The 19,376-nt window shown below is 60.8% G+C and carries 11 protein-coding genes; 2 read left to right on the top strand and 9 right to left on the bottom strand.

Annotated features, from left to right (window positions below; translation table 11 throughout):
* Positions 1–11: 11 nt before the first annotated feature.
* The 9 genes from glgX to DOM27_RS07420 form a co-directional block, all read right to left on the bottom strand.
* Complete coding sequence (glgX, locus tag DOM27_RS07460) at positions 12–2,201, bottom strand: glycogen debranching protein GlgX (protein ID WP_110655418.1); 2,190 nt, start codon at positions 2,199–2,201, stop codon at positions 12–14.
* An 80-nt stretch (positions 2,202–2,281) separates the two neighbouring features.
* Complete coding sequence (locus DOM27_RS07455; protein ID WP_245392631.1) at positions 2,282–2,830, bottom strand: DUF2934 domain-containing protein; 549 nt, start codon at positions 2,828–2,830, stop codon at positions 2,282–2,284.
* 129 nt (positions 2,831–2,959) lie between these two features.
* Positions 2,960–5,608 (bottom strand): malto-oligosyltrehalose synthase, encoded by a 2,649-nt coding sequence (gene treY / locus DOM27_RS07450; protein ID WP_110655417.1) that lies wholly within the window; start codon positions 5,606–5,608, stop codon positions 2,960–2,962.
* Positions 5,605–7,752: a 4-alpha-glucanotransferase gene (gene malQ / locus DOM27_RS07445; RefSeq protein ID WP_110655416.1), complete on the bottom strand. Its 2,148-nt coding sequence runs from the start codon at positions 7,750–7,752 to the stop codon at positions 5,605–5,607. Before malQ ends, treY begins: the two co-directional genes overlap by 4 nt.
* A complete protein-coding gene (gene treZ, locus DOM27_RS07440) occupies positions 7,749–9,626 on the bottom strand; it encodes a malto-oligosyltrehalose trehalohydrolase (RefSeq protein ID WP_110655415.1) in 1,878 nt (625 codons plus the stop codon). Before treZ ends, malQ begins: the two co-directional genes overlap by 4 nt.
* Positions 9,623–10,987, bottom strand: coding sequence for an alpha amylase C-terminal domain-containing protein (locus DOM27_RS07435; protein WP_110655414.1), 1,365 nt, complete (start codon positions 10,985–10,987; stop codon positions 9,623–9,625). Before DOM27_RS07435 ends, treZ begins: the two co-directional genes overlap by 4 nt.
* Positions 10,984–12,591, bottom strand: coding sequence for a glycogen synthase GlgA (gene glgA / locus DOM27_RS07430; RefSeq protein WP_245392630.1), 1,608 nt, complete (start codon positions 12,589–12,591; stop codon positions 10,984–10,986). The genes DOM27_RS07435 and glgA overlap by 4 nt, the downstream gene beginning before the upstream one ends.
* 367 nt (positions 12,592–12,958) lie before the next feature.
* A complete protein-coding gene (locus tag DOM27_RS07425; RefSeq protein WP_110655412.1) occupies positions 12,959–16,150 on the bottom strand; it encodes an efflux RND transporter permease subunit in 3,192 nt (1,063 codons plus the stop codon).
* Entirely contained in the window at positions 16,150–17,430 is a 1,281-nt protein-coding gene (locus tag DOM27_RS07420; RefSeq protein ID WP_245392629.1) for an efflux RND transporter periplasmic adaptor subunit, read from the bottom strand. The genes DOM27_RS07425 and DOM27_RS07420 overlap by 1 nt, the downstream gene beginning before the upstream one ends.
* Before the next feature lie 175 nt (positions 17,431–17,605).
* On the opposite strand from DOM27_RS07420, the gene DOM27_RS07415 reads away from it, so the two are divergent.
* Together DOM27_RS07415 and DOM27_RS07410 are read left to right on the top strand one after the other, a co-directional pair.
* Positions 17,606–18,241: a TetR family transcriptional regulator gene (locus tag DOM27_RS07415; RefSeq protein WP_110655411.1), complete on the top strand. Its 636-nt coding sequence runs from the start codon at positions 17,606–17,608 to the stop codon at positions 18,239–18,241.
* A gap of 175 nt (positions 18,242–18,416) precedes the next feature.
* Positions 18,417–19,370, top strand: a complete 954-nt coding sequence (locus tag DOM27_RS07410; RefSeq protein ID WP_110655410.1) for an SMP-30/gluconolactonase/LRE family protein — start codon at positions 18,417–18,419, stop codon at positions 19,368–19,370.
* Positions 19,371–19,376: the final 6 nt, after the last annotated feature.

Raw genomic sequence — 19,376 nt, 5'->3', positions numbered from 1 at the left:
TATGGCTCGCACTACGCATGGGGAGCTCCGCCCTGTCTTTCGACGAGTTCGAAAAGCGCCAGACTCCGCGCTTCGACCCCGTACTCGCTGTGCATATCGACACGAACATCATCGACGGTCGGGTCGAAGGTATCGACGCGGCGAACCCATTGGTTACCGCCCGGAACCTTCGGCAGCACGAACGTGACGCGCGCCTCGCCCGCGTTGATGGCCAGCAGTACCGTGACATCGTTGCCGGGGGCGCGTATGCCAGTAGGCTGGGCATGACCGTCGAGAACGACGCCGATCGCCTTGACGCCGCCTTCATGCCAGTCGCCGTCCTCCATTTCGGTGGCATCGGTATTGAGCCAGGTCACGTCCTTGATGCCCAATTCCTCGATCAGATCGCCGGTCATGAAGCGACCACGCTCGAGAATCGGATATTGGCGCCGCAGTCGAATCAGCCGCTGCGTGAATGCCAGCAGCTCACGCCCCTCGTCGGACAGATCCCAGTCGACCCAGCCGATCTCGCTGTCCTGACAATAGGCATTATTGTTGCCATTCTGGGAGCGCGCGAACTCATCCCCCGCCAGCAACATCGGTGTGCCCTGAGACAGCATCAACGTGGCCAGCAGGTTACGCATCTGGCGCATGCGCAACGCCCGGATCTCGCCGTCGTCGGTCTCGCCCTCGACCCCGTGGTTCCAGGAAATGTTGTCATCGCTACCGTCCTGGTTGTCCTCGCCGTTGGCCTCGTTGTGCTTGTCGTTGTAGCTGACTAGATCGCGCAGCGTGAAGCCGTCGTGAGCGGTGATGAAATTGATCGACGAGAACGCCTTGCGGCCACGGTGGTTGAAGAGATCGGCCGAGGCTGTCAGACGATTGGCGAAAGCGGGCAGCTTGCCCTCGTCGCCGCGCCAGAAGGCGCGCATATCGTCACGAAAGCGATCGTTCCACTCCGCCCAGCCAGGGGGGAACTTGCCCACCTGATAGCCGCCCGGGCCACAGTCCCAGGGCTCGGCGATCAGCTTGCACTGCGACAGCAGCGGGTCCTGACGGCAGGAGTCGAGAAACCCGCCGCCCTCGTCGAAACCGTCGGCCTCACGGCCCAGAATCGTCGCCAGATCGAAGCGGAACCCGTCGATACGCATCTCGGAAGCCCAGTAACGCAGGGAATCCGTGACCAGCTGCAACACCCGGGGATGCGATAGATTCAGCGTGTTACCGGTGCCGGTGTCGTTAATATAAAAGCGGGGCTCTTCCGGCATCAGGCGGTAGTACGAGGCGTTATCGATTCCCTTCAAAGACAACGTTGGACCCATCTCGTTGCCTTCTGCAGTATGGTTGTAGACCACGTCGAGCAGCACTTCGATGCCGGCCGAATGGTAACGCGCCACCATCTGCTTGAATTCACTGATGCTATTGGTCGCCATATAGCGTGGATGAGGCACGAAGAACGCCAGGGTGTTGTAACCCCAGTAGTTGTGTAGCCCCTTTTCCTGCAGATGACGGTCGTCGGCAAAAGCATGAATCGGCATGAGCTCCAAGGATGAAATGCCGAGCCGCTTCAGGTAATCGATGATCTCGGGAGCCGCGAGTCCCGAGAACGTGCCGCGCAGGTCCTCCGGAATGGCCGGATGGCGCATGGTGAAACCGCGCACGTGCGTCTCGTAGATGACGGTGTCGCTCCACGGCACCATGATCTCGGCCGAACGTCCCCAGGTGAACGCCGGATCGATCACCCGACAACGTGGCATGAAGGGCGCACTGTCACGTTCATCGAAGCTGAGATCACCGTTCTCGTGGCCGATGGTGTAGCCGTACAGCGCATCGTCCCAGATCAACTCGCCGACCAGTTGCTTGGCGTAGGGATCGATCAGCAACTTATTGGGGTTGAAGCGATGCCCCGCTTCGGGTTCATACGGCCCATGCACCCGATAGCCGTAGAGCTGGCCCGGCCGGGCATCGGGCAGGTAACCGTGCCACACCTCGTCGGTGTACTCCGGTAATGCGATACGCTCGATCTCCTGCTCACCGCTCTCGTCGAACAGGCAAAGCTCGACCATCGTGGCAGTGGCGGAAAACAGCGCAAAGTTGACTCCCAGCCCATCCCAGGTCGCCCCCAGCGGATAGGGCAATCCTTCACTGATGCGCGACGGCTGTACCACGCCGCCCTGAACGGTCATTTCACTATCCGTGTCGAATTCGTGCCGCTCGGTCATGTTTCGCTCCGTCGAAAACCGGACAAGGTCCGGGTTCCTCAACGCTGGTTGAACGACGATTCACTCTCGTGAGCGTCGCCTTACTCGCTCTTGTTGCGCGTCGTACGCGGCTTGCTAGCCGGCTTTGCGCCAGTGCTCGCCTCATCCTTGGCAGTGGGGGCCTTGCGAGAGCTCGCTTTCGACTTGGTCGATCGAGTCTCCTTCTCTTTCTTCTCGCTGTCAGTGGCTCGCGTCGAGGCCCGTCGAGCCGTCGCAGGCTTGGCGGTTTTGGACGCCGTTGTCGCTGCGGCCCGCTTCGGCGTAGCGATCGAGCGCGACTCGTTCGGCGACGTCTCCACCTCGACACCAGTGTCCTCTTCCTTGCGCGCCTCTGTTTCGGGATCATCCAGTGGCAGTCGCTGCTCGTCGATGCCCAGCTCGTCTAGCTCCGCCGGGGGATCCTCGCCTTCCAGCGGAGACGGCTCGTCCGACGCTTCCAGCCACTCGTGCTCTTCCTCACGGGCGTTCTCGGCCTCGACGATACGCTCGGCCATTTCCCAATGCCGAGCCTCCTGATCCTCCGGACGGCCTTCCGATTCCCACAGGCGATAAGCCAGCATTCTTACCCGTTGCTCGCGACCGGTCATCATGATGCCTCCTTACTCTCACGTTGCGTGGCGAGGTCATCCTTGCCCGCCGAATTCATTTGAGACCAACGTTGGCGTCATCGATGCATCGCTTTCCAGCGTCATCGATGCCTCAACTTCAAAGTAGCGGGTTCATGAGCGCCATACCCAGACCCCGCAGGGAAATTCCGACGAATGTCGCTGTAGTGACAGCGTATCGGGGGTTTCTACCGGCGATGATGTCAACCAGGCTTCGCCGATACCGTTCAGTGCCAGCGGTGCCAGCGACAGCGTGGTATCCAACCATTGCAGCCGGTTATCGCTCGTATCCCGCAAGAGTCCGGCCGACAATCTCGGCACCACGACCAGCAGCGTCGAATCCGGCGTGCGCCGAGCGAACGCAACGACGTGATCGGCCCGGGCGCCGGTGGCTTCCAGAGCCACGTATTCACCTTCACTGAACAGCCGGGGGTACTTCTGGCGTAACGCCAGCAGCCGCTGGATGACCGCCTGCTTGACGGCGCCGTCCTGCCAGTGCGACCAGGCCGCAAAGGGCTTTTCGGCGTCGTCCAGCGACTCCCGGCGTGCGGCCATGTCGACCGGCCGCCGATTGTCGGGATCGACCAGCGATTGATCCCAGAATTCTGTGCCCTGATAGAGATCGGGTACGCCGGGCGAACACAGTCGCAGTACCGTCTGCGCCAGCCCATTGATGGCACCAGGCAGATTCAGCAATGCCGCAGCCTCGGCCAATTCATGGGTCAATTCGTCTCCGGCCAGCGCGCGTCGTACAACGTCTTCGCCGGCCTGCTCATAGGTCTCGTCGGGGGCCAGCCAGTGGCTTCCCAGCTTGGCTTCGCGCATGGCCTTCTGCTGCCAGGCGACCAAGCGGTCAGCGAAGGCATCAAGCGACTCCCGAAGATGCTCGTCCACTCCCGGCTCGAATCTCGTTCCCAGAGGCCATGCCGCCAGCACCAACTGCAGCAGCATAAGGCGATCACCGCCGCTGGGCGTTTCGGGGCTGTCGTACAGTCGCTGATCCGCTGCCCAGGCATACATCTTCGGCACCAGCACGTCGGTCAGCTCGCTGATGGCGGCCAGCCGAGCTCGCACGTCTTCGCCACGCTTGTGATCATGGGTCGCGGTGGTCAGCATCGAGCGAGGGAATCGGGCCAGCCGCGTCATGTTCGCGTCGTGAAGACGTCTAGGCGCATAGGAGAAATGCGCGCCCTCGCAGCCGACATCATTGCGTGACAGCAACACCGCCGACCGGTAGCCGGCAGTATCCTCAACCGCCTTCGCGGCCAATGGCGATGTCAGCTGTTGAAACCGCGTTACCGCGACAAGGCGAAGGTCCCGTTCGGGAGTGTCGAAGGCGTCCGGCGCTTCGCCACCGAGCCAATCATCGAGCAGTGAAAGCCATCCGGCATCGGCCGCGGTAAGGCGTGATTGCGCAGCACGCACGGCCTGCGCGAAGGCCTCGGCATCGGCTTGAGGGCGGCCGCGTCGATCAGTATAGCTCCGATAGACCGGGTAGCCGATTGCCAACGCGCCCACGACGCGACGGATCGCCGGCAGACTGAATTCGCGCGTGGCTGGACTCAGGCGGGCCACTGCAGCAATCGCGCCGATGCAGCGCTCGAATTCCACGGTCAGCGATCCGTGAAGCATCTCACCTCGCGCCGCTTCTACCTCTTTGGCGAAATTTCCCGAGCGACCACTGACGTCGCACCAGAGCCGATCGAGTGACTCGTACCCCTCCGGATCGTGTTGAAGGCCCGAGACCAGATCGAGAAACTCGTAACCGGTCGTCCCGTCTACGCCCCAGTCGGTATGTAGCTGCTCGCCATCGCCGAGAATCTTTTCGACGTAGATCGGTAAATGTGACGTCTTCTCGGCACTCTCACCACGCCGTTCGGCGATCGCATCGAGCCGGCCGCGGAGGCGCAGCGCATAGCCACGAGGATCCGCCAGGCCGTCGATATGATCGATACGCAGACCCTCGACCCAGCCACGTTCGACCAGCGACAGCACGGTCGCGTGGGAGAGATCGAACACGCTTTCGTCCTCGACCCTTACGCCGACCAGCTCCGTGATATCGAAAAAGCGTCGCCAGTTGAGCGCATCGTTGGCGGTACGCCAGTACGCCAGCCGATAGGCCTGCCGCTCCAACAATGCATGCAGCCGCGTTCGGCCCTCGACAGTCGTGGCATCGTGGCGTGCCAAAATGGCGGCAATCGCCGAGTCGCCGGACCTGGCATCGAGCAGCTCGGCGACATGCACCGGACTGAGCGGAAAGCGGTGCTCATGGTAGGCGATGAAAAAGACTTCGCGGGTCTCATCCCATGCCAGCGCCAGCTCCGCATTGGCGAGTACCTGGACGTAGCGATCGCCGAGAAACGGCAGCAGCAGCTTGCCATCGGCACCGGGCTGCTCCCAGTCGATATCGAAGCAGCCGGCGTAGTCGCTGTCGCGACCGTGAGCCAGAACGTCCTGCCACCAGGGGTTTTCGGCGCCGACGGCCAGGTGGTTGGGTACGATATCGGCCAGAATACCCATATCGGCGGCGTGCAGCGCTTCCACCAGACGTCCCAATCCGGCTTCCCCGCCCAATTCCGGATCGATCCCAGTCGGATCGACGCCGTCGTAACCGTGCGTCGATCCCGATCTCGAGGCGAGAAAGGGGGAAAGATAAAAGTGACTGATGCCGAGTGCGGCGTAGTAGCCGACTTGCTGGCAGGCATCGTCGAAGGTGAACTCTGCATGCAGCTGCAGACGAACGGTGGCGCGGATCGGTCTCATGTGCGGCGCTCCCGGCGTGCGCGATCTAATCGAGTCAGGCGCTGCCGCACCCGCGGATCTTCCAGCGCCTGGGGCGCAGGCAGCGGTAATCGCCGACGCCAGTTAGGGTGTTCATCGAACGTGCCGGGCAAATTGGCCTGCTCTTTCAGCCCCAGCAGATCCTCCAGAGGGAACAATGCCAACGGCGTCGGCGTCGATGCCACGTGGACCAGCACGGAATCGATGACATCGTTCAAATCCACGCTGTCGTTCGAGAGGCCATCGTCATGGGCAATCGCGTCGAGCCCGCAGACGCTGGCCAGCCGCCGACGCTCCTGCCGCCGCTGCTCGCTGAGCTCGGTCAGCACTTCGTCTTCGGACAGTAGCCCCAGCCGATCACGCCATATCAGATCGTTCCCGAGCCACCAGCCCGCCACGGTCGGCAGATCGTGAGTGCTAGTCGTCGCCATGGTCGTTTCGCGCCATGCTTCAGCCAGCATGAAATCCTCGTCCTGCCGTTCGAACCACATCACGCTCATGCCGAGCACGCCGCGCGCCGCCAGAGTGTCGCGCAGCCCGGCTTCAACCGTTCCCAGATCCTCGCCGATGACGATGGCGCGATGACGCCAGGATTCCAGAGACACCAGGCGCAGCAGATCATCCAGTGGATAGCGCAGATAGGCGCCCTGCTGCGCCGACGCGCCCTCCGGCACCAGCCATAGTCGTGACAGTCCTAGAACATGGTCGATTCTCAGTCCTCCGGCGTGCGCCAGACTGGCTCGTAGCATGGCAAGGAAGCCGTGATAGCCAGAGTCGACCAATCCCTCGGGCGAGAATGCCGCCACGCCCCAGCTTTGGCCGTGAGCGTTGAAGGCATCCGGGGGTGAACCCACGCTCAGCCCCGGGAAAAACTCGGCCGGATCACTCCAGGCCTGGCTCCCCGCCGGATCGACGCCCACGGCCAGATCGGCGATCAGCCCGACCGCCATTCCGGCTCGATGCGTATCGGCCTGGACGCGATCCAGTCCGGCGGCGACCAGCCACTGCAGGAACGCGGAAAATGTGATCTCTTCTCGATGCGTTTCGGCAAACGCTTCGATCTCGGCGCTACCGGCATCGCGCCATGCTTCGGGCCACTGACGCCAGTCAGCCTGCTCGGCATGCGCCTGTAGCACTTCGAAACGACAGTGGCGTTCCAGACTATCGCCGCCATCACGACGAAACGCGATGAGCTGCGAACGCCAGTCCAGGGCACTCTTGTCACGCTGCACCTGCACAAACAGCCGTTCCAGCATCGCGAGCTTGAGCCGAGCGCTGACCGGCCAGTCGATCAACTCGAGCGTTGCCTGTTGCGCCATGGCCTCGCTGAACGGGGCACGCGCGCGTGACAATGTCTCTTCATCGAACACGCACTCCGGCGAGGCGTGCCAGACGTTGTAGAAAAGCCGGCTGGATGGCGAGTAGGGGCTGAACCGCTCGGGATGCGCGGCAAACAGCGCATGCAACGGGCTGATGGCGATCGCATCGGCCCCCGACTCTGCAATAGTCGCGCACAGTTCGGAGAGCGCCTGCAGGTCGCCGATGCCGCCGTCTCCGTCACGTCGAAGCGCGTATAACTGTACCGCCACGCCCCAGTAGCTTGGCCGGGCCTGATGCTGCCCGCGAGCGATATCCTCAAGAGTGAAGCAGCGCAACGGCGCCACGGCCAACACCCGTGTCACGCTCTGGTCGCCCCGCTCGGTGAGAAAACTCACGCGGTGATAACCCGCCTCCTGAATCGCGGGCAGACATCCGCCGGCGTCGAGATGGCCGTCGAGCGTCTCTCCACTTTCGAGACGAATGTCGAAGGCGCAGCCGTTACCAGCAGCCACCGGAACGTGGCAAGGCGAGCCCTGATCGGCAACCAGCATCGGGGGGAGCTGTGCCAATGTCGCTGGCTGGTGGCGTGCTCGCCAGCGAGCCAGACTGGCGGCGATTTCCTTATCATCGTCGGCCGGCCAACCGAGCCGTGCCAGCATCGTGCGCTGACGTGCTTCTGGAAGCGACTGAGGCTCATCGTCGCTACCCGTCCACTCAACCAACAGGCCTACCGCATCGGCCAGCTCACGCAGCGGGGTATCTCGCCCGCCCGCGGATTCACGCAGATTCTCATCGACGGTCGTCATGCTGGTGTCGCTCCCGCCGCGGTATCGGTTGGCTGAAGCCAGACTGCGCTGCTCTGCGCCGGAAGCCGGCCCTCGTCGAGCTGATCGACGATCTCCTCCCGCGAGACGACAAGCGGCAACGGCTGCCGGTTGTAGACGATTTCCTGCCCGGAGAGATTGAGGGCAATGGTTAGCATCTGCCCATTTCCCAACTGCCAGCGGGCTTCCACCGCCTTGGCGGCAACGACGCGAGAACCGACGGCGCGACAGCCCTCGAGACCGGGGATGATGTACTGATGCCGCAGCGCCAGCCAGCGGCGAAAGCGTTCGCGAACGCGGCGATGCTCGGGTGCATCGGCTTCGGCGTCATCAAGACAGGATGCTTCGAACGTGGACAGGGCATTGGGGTCGGGAATACGTTCCCGCTGAGCCGGATCCTCGAACGCACTAAATTCCGCGAACTCGCGGCGTCGCCCTTCCCGTACCGCATCCGCCAAGGCATCACGATGATCGGTGAAGAACAGAAAAGGGCGCGTCGAACCCCATTCCTCACCCATGAACAGCAACGGAATGGCCGGCGAAAGCAGCAATAGCAGCATCGCCGCGTCGAGCGCATTCGGCTCGGTCAGATGTGGTAGACGATCGCCCAGCGCGCGGTTACCGATCTGGTCATGGTTCTGTAGAAAATTGACGAACGCGGTGGGCGGCAGATGACCGCTAGGCTCCCCACGCGCTTCGCCCTTGCGCGACGGTTGGCCCTGATAGATGAAGCCTTCGCCAAGCGCCGTCGAGAGTTTTTCCGTGGCGTCTTCGACGAAGTCGGCGTAGTAGCCCTCACGCTCGTCGGTCAAAAGAACATGCATCACGTTGTGCCAATCGTCCGCCCACTGCGCATCGTAAAGTTCGGGGCTCAGCAAGCTGGACTGATTGTGCTCGTTTTCCAGAATCAAATGGCAGTACCGCTCGCGACCGACTCGATCCCTCAGGGTTTCCCCAAGCTCGACCAGAAAATCACGCTCGCTGATGGCGTGAACGGCATCGAATCTGAGCCCGTCGAAACGGTATTCGAGCAACCACATCAGCGCATTGTCTGTGAAGAAACGCCGCACCTGAGGCAGTCGAAAATCGATCGCATCGCCCCATGGCGTCTGCAAGTCGTCGCGAAAGAATGGCTTGGCGTAGTGCGGAAGATAATTGCCGTCCGGCCCGAAATGGTTATAGACCACGTCGAGGAAGACCATCAATCCGTGCCCGTGAGCCTCGTCGATCAGCGCCTTGAGCGCTTCCGGAGTACCGTAATAGGCGGCGACGGCGTAGGGTTGAACGCCGTCATAGCCCCAGTTGCGACGTCCCGGACATTCGGCGACCGGCATCAGTTCGATCGCGGTAATTCCCAGTTCTACCAGCGCCGGCAACCGACGACGCAAACCGTCGATTCCTCCGCAGGCACTCAGATGGACCTCGTAGATGACCGTCTCTTCCCACGGCCGGCCACGCCATTCTGTCTGTCGCCAGGTGTAGCGATTCGGGTCGACAACGCAGGTCCAGCCATCGACGCCGTCGCGCAAGGCTCTCGAAGCGGGATCGGGAACCGCAATACCTTCGTCATCACCTTCGACAAAGACTCGGTAGCGATAGGCAATGCGAGGCTGGCTCTCGCGGTCGAAGTCGAGTTCGAGTTCGAAATGTCCGTCCGCCACGGGCACCATCGCTCGCGGAGCCATTCCCTCGCACTCCAAATCGACCCGCAGTGCACTCGGGGCCCACAGACGAAAACGAACATGCCCATTGGCGACAGGCGACGCGCCATAGAAAGGCGCCCAGGTTGCCTCCCTCGACTTGCCGGATTGCGCGGTGGTCACATTCGACTCACCCGCTTGAGATGTCGCATTCATGGGGCATCCTCATACCAATTTTCGTGGCGCAGAAACAGGGTCGCCATCGGTGGCACCGTGACGGCAAGCGACTGAGCATGACCATGGCTGGGTATCGGCTCCGTCGTTGCCCCGCGGCCGTTACCCACATTGCTGCCACCGTAGAAGACGCTGTCGCTATTCAGGGTCTCATGCCACCATCCGGCACTGGGTACGCCCAACCGGTAGCGATAATGAACGCAGGCCTGAAAGTTACACAGGCAGATCAGGCTGGCATGGCCACTTTCACCATGGCGGGCAAAGACGATCACGCAGTTGTCGCTATCGTCATCGACCAGCCACTCGAACCCCAGGCGATCCTCGCCGCGAACCTGCAGCGCCGGTTCGTTGACGTAAAGACGGTTGAGATCGGCCACCAGGCGCAGCATCCCCGCATGACGACTCTCAAAGAGCAGCGGCCAGTGCAGGCCAGCTTCATGGGGTTCTGCCAGAACCTGGCCGAGCTCGACCCCCATCGCGACCTGCTTGTCGCCGGGTAGCGCCCACATCAATGCCAGACATGCCCTGAACGCTGCAAAACGCTGCCAGTCATCGCCATGGACACGTTGTCGCCACCGCCCCAACGCACGCGTTTCATCGGGAACTTGCTCCAGTAAGCCGCGACTACGCTCGCGAGGGGTCAGCGAAGAAACCCAGGTGGCGTGATGCTGACTGCGCTCGGCAGGCGTCAGCGCCAGATAGTCGGCACTAGCGTTACGCCACTCCGGCCGACGTTCGAGTTCCAATGCCGGCTGAGTGGTAGCACTCAGAAACAATCGGCATTTGGCACCTAGGCTTTCTGTTAAGTGATCACTCACCTCCTCGAAACCATCGATATGACAGCGTTCGCACCACGCCAGAAATTGCGCCTGATTCATGGTCGGGGTGGACGGATAGACGACGACTACGCCGACACCGGCAATATGGCAGGTTTCGATGAACTGGCAGACGACGCTATGCGGTTGACTGATCAGCGCTTCATCGAGAACGATATGTGTGAAGCCCAGGTCGGCCACATAGGGCACTAGCTCCTCGGCGAGACGATTCCAGTTCAATGGCAGGGGCAGGCGGGATAGATACCAGTCCAGTGCACACAGACGATAAAACGCCAGAGGCATTTCTCCCCCATGTCGCCCAGGCCTGGCGCGCATCCAGTCACCATCGTCCCAGGACCAGATGCCCAGCCACTCGCTAGTTCTCATCTTGCCACCCTGGCTGGGGCTGGCCATGACGCGCCGCACCGCGACGGAGCCCGTACCTATACCCGGAGTTTCCGAGTGTCTCGAAGCGCCCTTTTCACTGGCACTCTCGCCATCGGTACCCTCTTCGCTGGAATCCGTCATCGTCTTGCCGCGACATCGTCGGATCGAACGGTCGCCTCCGTCAGCAGATCGGCATAGAGCCGGCGATAGGGAATCACGGCTTGGCGCCAATGCAGCCGCCCCGCCATTGCCGCCCGACGCATGGCGTAGAACAGATCGGTCGCCCGGAACAGATCGAAGGCTCTCAGCACGGTGGCGCGATAGTTTTCCAGGTTCATATCGTCAAACAGCAGGCCATTGATGCCATCCTGAATCGTGTCCGCGAGCCCTCCGGTTCGATGAGCGATCGGCAGCGAGCCGAAGCGCTGCGCATAGAGCTGGCTGAGCCCGCAAGGCTCGAAACGCGACGGCATCAGTAGAAAGTCGCTACCGGCATAGATTTGACGCGCCTCGCCCTCGTCGAAGCCGATATTGACACCAACCTGACCCGGGTAGAGCGCCGCCATCTCGACCAGCTCTTGCTCGATAGCATGTTCACCCTGACCGATCACCACCAGTTGGCCACCGGCTCGCACGATGGCATCGGTCACATCGATGGTCAGATCAAGCCCTTTCTGCGCGACTAACCGCGAGACCACCGCGAACAGCGGGCCGCCGCTGGGCGCCAGCCCGAACATTCGACGCACACGCTGAGTGTTGGCACGCTTGCCGTGCCAGTCGTTGATGCCGAAATTGGGCGCCAGATGCGAATCGGTACGCGGATCCCAGTGATCGTCGATACCGTTGAGCAAACCGCTTAGACGGCCCTCCAGCGCACGCTTCTTCAGCAACCCCTCAAGGCCGCAACCCAACGCTGGCGTGGTGATCTCGACGGCATAGTTGCCGCTGACGGTAGTGACATGGGAGGCATAGGAGAGCCCCGCCTTCATGAACGAGAGCTGACCATGGAATTCGACGCCGTCGATATGAAAAGCAGTTTTCGGAATGCCCAACGCCGCCAAGCGCTCGACCGGGAAAACACCCTGATAGGCAAGATTGTGAATGGTGTAGACCGAGGGGACATAACGCCTGCCGAGCCAACGCACGTATCCCGCCGTCAGCCCGGTGGCCCAATCATTGAGATGTAGCAAATCGACCTGCCAATCGAGCAGAGAGGCATCGTTGACGATCTCGGCAGCTGCCATCGCCAACCGAGCGAAGCGAACATCGTTATCGGCCCAGCCCACGCCCAGCTCGTCGCCGTAGGCATTGCCGACCCGATCGTAAAGTTCGGGGCACAGCACCACGTAAACGATCAAGCCATCTTCACAAAGCAGACGGCCGATTTCGCAGGCTGGCAGATCGTGGCTAGCAGGAAGACTGGCGACATGGACGATCGGCCGTCCGGCGGTCAATAACTGGCGATAACCAGGCATCAATACGCGCACGTCGTAGTTGGGCCTCAATGCGCGTGGCAGTGCGGCAGATACATCACCCAATCCGCCAGCCTTGATGAAATCGGCAATCTCGGTCGTTACGAACAATACACGCCGGTGACGTTCCGGCGCCGATGGAATGGGGCGCGACAAGGCACTTCTGGAAGCGTTTGCCGCTCCTTTTCCAGACATCGGCGCGAGCCAGCGTGCCGCCTCCCCACTTCTCGCTACCGTCTGACGGTTCTTTCCATGAACTACGGCCTGCGTCATGTTCAGCCTCCCCGAACATCCGGTCCACCAGTCGGTACTAACCAGCGTCGACCCTTTATCGTGCGCGCCAATGACACTCAACGACGATAACCGGCGTTAAGCAGCGGGCCAACGGCTGTAATGATGATCCTCCTGGGGATAAAGAATGAGATATGAGTTGCGGGCTGACAGGCGCCTCGGCGCGTCGGCCCCCGCTCCATTCACGGGCTGATGCCGCTGCCTACAGATATATGCCACTGCTCAGGAAGCGTCAAAGCCTGTTTCAATAACAGTTGGAACGGTAAGGATGACGGCAAATAAAAAAGGCAACCCCCATAGGAGGTTGCCTTCGAGGAACCGCATTTTCGATCGTTCGGAGTAGAACCGATCAATGACTTTCGCGCGATTCCAACGACTGTCGATCCTCGCTGGGCTTATTCTTGCCCAGTCTGGACTGCAACCCATGCGTGACCTTCATGATCAGTACATAGGTCGCCGGTACGAAGATCGTGGCCAGCAACGTGATCGAAATCATGCCGCCCACCACCGGCGTGCCGATCTGATTACGACTCGCCGCGCTGGCACCCGACGCCAACGCCAGCGGCAAGGTGCCGCCGATAAACGCCAGCGAGGTCATCACGATGGGACGGAAACGTTGACGAGCCGCCACCTTGGCCGCATCGACCACCGATAGCCCCGCATGTTTGCGCTGCTGCTCGGCGAACTCGACGATCAGGATGGCGTTTTTCGCCGCCAACCCGACCACCACCAACAAGCCCACCTGCAGATAGACGCTCGTACTCAAGCCCGCCAGATAGACTGCGAGGATCGCGCCGACGAAGGCGAACGGCACCGCGGAAACCACCGCCAAGGGCAAGGTCCAGCTTTCGTACTGCGCCGCCAGGATCAGGAACATCATGATCACGCCGAACGACAACGCCAACGTCGCTGCCGTCCCCACGTTGACCTGCTGATAGGCCTCGCCGCTCCAACCCATTCCGTAATTGGTGCCCAGAGTATTGGTCACCACTTCCTGCATCGCCTGCACCGCTTCTCCGGAGCTATAGCCCGGTGCCGGGCCGCCGGAAAATTGAGCAGCCGAATAGGTATTGTAACGCTGCAGCACCGACGGTGCCTTGCCGCGGGTCAGGGTCACCAACTCCGACAGCGGAATACGCTGACCGTCGCCGCCACGCACGTAGACCTTGCTCAGGTCATCCGGGTTGCGCCGGAAGTCGTCCTCGGATTGAAGATAGACCTGGAAGTTACGGCCCGAGCTCGTGAAATAATTGACGAACGCACTGCCGAAGGTACTCGCCATGGTGGTATTCAAATCGCTGATATCCACCCCCAGACTGCGCGCCTTCTCGGTATCGACATCAGCCTTGTAAACCGGCACGTTGACATCGAGTGACGAGAAGACACCCGCAAGCTCCGGCCGTTTGGCTGCCGCCTGCATCACCTTGCCTGCCGCCTCTGCCAATTGCTGCGACGTATCGCCACCGTATGCCTGGAGGTAACCGGTAAACCCGCCGGTCGGCGACAGACCCTGGATCGGCGGCAGGTTGAACGCAACAGTCTTACCGCCCTGGATCTGCGCGCCGATCTGCATGATCTTCTGGGTCAACTGATCGATGGTGATATCACGCTCCGACCAAGGCTTCATGGTGACGAAGACCGTGCCCTTGGCGGTATTGGGCGAACTCGACAGAATATCGAACCCCGGGATACCGGTGACAAAATTGATCCCCGGTACCTCGTCGCGCAGACGTTGACTGAGCTCCTGCACGTAAGCATCGGTGCGCGCTACCGAGGATCCCGCCGGCAAGTTGACGGCGGCCAAGGCGACGCCCTGATCCTCGGAAGGCAACAGCGCCGCTGGCAACTGGGCAAAGATCATCCACGAGACAACACCGGCTGCGACCAGGCCAACCACGACCAGCCAGAGCTGATGAATGATGAAGTTGGTGATCGCCATGAAGAAGTCTGTGATCTTGTCGAAGATCTTGTTGAACCAGTCGAACGGCTTGCGGATGACGCGCACGAACTTGGACTGCTTCATGCGATCCTGATGCTTGAGGAAGATCGCGCTCATGGCCGGCGTGAAAGACAGGGCCACGATGGCCGATATCGCCACCGAGATCGCAATAGTGATCGCGAACTGCTGGTACATCTGGCCGGTCAGGCCGCTCATAAAACCAACCGGCACGAACACTGCCGACATGATGAAGGCCGTCGCGATGACCGCACCAGACACCTCTTTCATGGCCTCGAGCGCAGCGCTGAACGGTGTCGCTTCTTCATCCTCTTCCATGATGCGTTCGACGTTTTCGATGACGACGATAGCGTCATCTACCACGATCCCGATCGCCAATATCATGCCAAACAGCGACAGCAAATTGATCGAGAAGTCGAGCAGATACATGCCGGCAAACGTTCCTACGACCGAAATCGGCACCACCGACATCGCCACCAAGGTCGAACGCCAGCTCTGCAGGAATAGGAACACGATCACCGCGACGAGAAGCAGAGCCTCGATGAATGTGTGTTCGACAGACTCGATGGACGCATCGATGAACAGCGTGGTGTCGTAGGGAATATCGAAGTCGAGCCCCGGCGGGAAACGCGTCTTGAGATCCGCCATGGACTGCTTGACTTCATTGGCCACGTCCAGCGCGTTAGCACCCGGCTGCAGGTAAATCGCGATTGGTGCAATCGGCTTGTTGTTGACGTAAGCCTGTATCCCGTAACTATTCTTGCCCAGCTCGATTCGCGCGACATCACTTAGGCGCAGCGAAGAGCCGTCCGGATTGGTGCGCAGCACGATCTCGCGGAACTGGTCGACGTTCTCGTAACGCCCTTGGGTGGTGATGGTATAGGTATAGGGTGTCGGATCGCTCTGAGGCTCGGCGCCAAGCTTACCGCCCGCCACCACCGCGTTCTGAGCCTGAATCGCGGAAGAGACCTCGGCCGGCGTCAAATCATACTGTGAAAGTTTGTCCGGATTGAGCCACACGCGCATGGCGAATTCCTGGCTGCCCAGCACTTCCGCCTGACCCACACCGGGAAGCCGGGAAAGCTCGTCCGTCACGTTGATGTTGGCGTAGTTGGTCAGATAGAGCGAGTCGTAGGCATCGGAGTCCGAGGTGATACCGACGAACAGCAGAATGCTCGACGAGCGCTGCTCGACCGTCACACCCTGCGACTGTACCTCGCTGGGCAACTGCGACAGCGCGCGCTGAACCCGGTTGTTGACGTTGATCGTCGCCGTCTGCGGGTCGGTACCGATGTTGAAATAGACGCTCATCGACATCTGACCGCTGTCGGAACTGCTCGAGGTCAGATAGATCATGTCCTCGGTGCCGTTGATCTCCTGGGCGATGACGGAAGCGACGGTGTCCGAAACGGTCTGGGCGCTGGCGCCGGGGTAGGTCGCGGAGACGCTGATCGTCGGCGGTACCACGGGAGGATATTGCTCGATCGGCAACGTCCGCATCGCCATCAAGCCGATCAACGTAATGATGACCGAGATGACCGTGGCAAAAATCGGGCGCCTGATGAAAACGCTAGCAAAGTTCATCAGTTGGCTCCGTTCTGTCCGTCTTGCGCATCACGATGAGCGCCTTCGACACCCTCACCACCTTGCGCGTCTGGCTCCTGAGAAGGGTTCTCTCCCGCGTTGTTCTGCGGCTCCGCCACCTTGCCGCTGAACGGTTGTGCATCGATCTCATCGCCGGCCGAGAGGCTGCCGATCCCCGATACCACGACACGGTCGCCGGGCTTCAGCCCATCGGTGATGATCTGCCAGTCACCGGCGATTTCACCCAACGACACGAAGCGTGATTCCGCCTTGCCTTCACTGTTGACGATGTAGACCTGCGGTCCCTTGAGCCCCTCAGTCACGGCAATGGCCGGCACGGCATAGACGTCGTAACGCATCACGTTGGGTAGCGAGACCCTGACGAACTGTCCCGGCAGGAAGACTTGGTCGTCATTCTGGAACACGGCCTCGGCCTGCACGGTGCTGGTGGATTCATCGACCCGGGAGCCAAGGAAGTCCAGCTTGCCACGCAATTGAAGCGCGTCGTGTGAGGCACTTTCCGTGCCCGGGGCGGTCAGCGTGACTACGTTGGCCTGACCGGAATCTTCCTGCTGACGCTGCTGACGCAGCGAAAAGGCGTCATCGGCAGGCAACGAGAAGCGCACCTCGATCGGATTCAGTGGCGTGATCGTCGCCAGTTCCTGAGGCGGTTGCACCAGGTTACCGACGTTGACCTGACTCAGGCTGATCATGCCGCTGACCGGCGCGTTGACCTCGGTATAACTAAGATCGATCTTGGCGCTGTCCAGCGACGCCTGGGCTTGAGCCTGGGTCGCCTGCGCCGTGCGAAGATCGGCCTGGGCCTGATCCCGCTGCTGCTGGCTAATGGAATTCTGCTTGTACAGCTTTTCATAGCGGGTGGAATCACGCTGGGCACGATAGACCTCTGCCTGCGCGCTCTGCACGTCGGCTTGACGTTGCTTGACGGTCGCTTCATAAGGCGCTTGCTCGATGGTGAAGAGCTTATCGCCTTTCTCGACCATCCCGCCCTCACGGTAGTGGCGCGATTCGAGGATACCCTCGACGCGCCCCATCACGGTGACCTCACGATTGCTGCGGACCTGAGCGGGATACTCCTTGGAAAGCGAGACATCGTGCGCCTCGACTTCGATCACTTCCGCCTTTGTCGGCGGCTTCTGCTGTTGCCCCTCACCTTGCCGAGCACTTTTCGAGTCGTCGCCGCCACAGCCGGCCAATGCCAACGACAGCAACAACGCCCCACCGAAGCCAAGGGTGCAATTCATGAAATTAGGGCGCATGAGTCTCCATCCTGGAAGGATTCTACCTAAGTTAATCCCGCGAGCTTACAGGCATACATACATGAATGTAAACTTGCAGAAAAATTGGTTATGCTCTTGTTACGGCGGTTTTAACCACAACATAACAAATGCCGGTCTGACGTCACGCACCCACTCACCTGTCGACGACACCATCATGCCCAAACGCACCAAGGCCGAAGCCGAGGCAACCCGCGAAGCGTTACTGGACGCTGCCGAGGTCATTTTTCTCGAGCGTGGCGTGTCACGCACCTCGCTCGAGCAGATAGCACGCCAAGCCGGCATGACTCGAGGCGCGGTCTACTGGCATTTCAAGAACAAGTCCGACCTGTTTCACGCCATGCTCGACCGCGTCAAGATGCCACTGCGGCAATTGCTGGATGATGTCGAGGATCCCGACCAGCCCAACGCACCGCTGGAAAGCCTGCGGCTCGCTACGCTTCACGCTCTCGAACGACTACAAGGTCCACGCTCTCGTCGCGTGCATACCATCTTGCTGCACTGCAGTGAATCCGCCAGCGACGTCGATATACTTGCCCTGCAGGATCAGTTGGCCTGCGATTGCTACGAGACGATGCTCGAGCGCTTCGAAGATGCGCGCGACACCGGCACCCTGGCCGCAAGCATCGAGCCGGAAATCGCCTGCCGCATGTTGATGTCGATGTTTCTGGGCCTCATGCACGACTGGCTGAGGGATCCAGAGCGCTACGATATCGGTGAAATCGGCCCACGCATGCTCGATACCCTCTTCGAACGCATCAGACTGATGCCGTGCGATCCCCGTCCGGGTTAAAACCAACACTGGGCATGGTCCTCGCGATATTCCGTGCCCGGTGTTATCGGCAACCTTATTCGCCGATAACACTTTCGTCGCAATGACAGCTATCCCCACAACGACAAGACTGTGTCGATCCTAATTTCCGGTCGACCCCACATTCTGGTCGGTCTTACATTCTGAGGGTGGCTGCATGCATTACCCCGATTGGTATATCGTCGAGGATATTCGTTTTACGTCGCTGATACTTCCCAACACGCAGCTCGAGCGTCTCTGGAGTGAAGGACGCTGGTGCGAAGGGCCAGTCTACGACGCCGCCGGGCGTTACCTGCTGTGGTCCGACATCCCCAATGATCGAACGCTGCGTTACGACGAGTGCGATGGCCATGTCGCGATTTTTCGTCAACCTGCCGCTTTCGGCAACGGCCAGGCACGAGACCGGCAAGGCCGTCTCATTACCTGTGAACACGGTTCTCGTAGCGTCACTCGCACCGAACACAACGGACGCATCACCACGCTAGCCGATCGATTCGAGGGTCACCGGCTAAATTCGCCCAATGACGTCACCGTCAAGTCGGATGGCTCGATCTGGTTCACCGACCCGAGCTACGGCATCGACAGCGACTACGAAGGGGGACTGCGCAATGCCGAAATGGGTTGCCACGTCTACTGCCTCACCCCCGAGCATCGACTGATCCGCGTCGCAGACGATTTCGAAAAGCCCAATGGCCTGGCGTTCTCGCCCGACGATGCGTGGCTCTATATCTCGGATACCGGCGCCACCCATCGCGATGCTGGGCCTCATCATATTCGTCGATTCCGGGTGGAACCGGATTATCGTCTCTCCGGCGGCGAGGTTTTTGCCGTATCGACGAGCGGCCTCTTCGACGGTTTTCGTCTCGACGTCGATGGCAATCTGTGGACGAGTGCCGGCGATGGCGTGCACTGCTACGCCCCGGATGGCACCCGGCTCGGACGCATCGCGGTCCCGGAGACCGTGGCCAACGTCTGCTTCGGCGGCATTAGTCGTAACCGGCTGTATATCTGCGCCACGACATCGCTCTACGCGCTGCATATCAACACCCGAGGCCATGATGTCATGGGAGAGCCTGTTGCGCCCTCCGATATTCGCGCTCCCCAGCGGTAATACGGA

Source organism: Salinicola halimionae (genome assembly GCF_003206065.1).
In the GTDB taxonomy this organism is placed as follows: Bacteria; Pseudomonadota; Gammaproteobacteria; order Pseudomonadales; family Halomonadaceae; genus Salinicola; species Salinicola halimionae.
The sequence above is the reverse complement of the archived record's forward strand: the minus strand, read 5'-3'. Positions and strand labels throughout refer to the sequence as shown.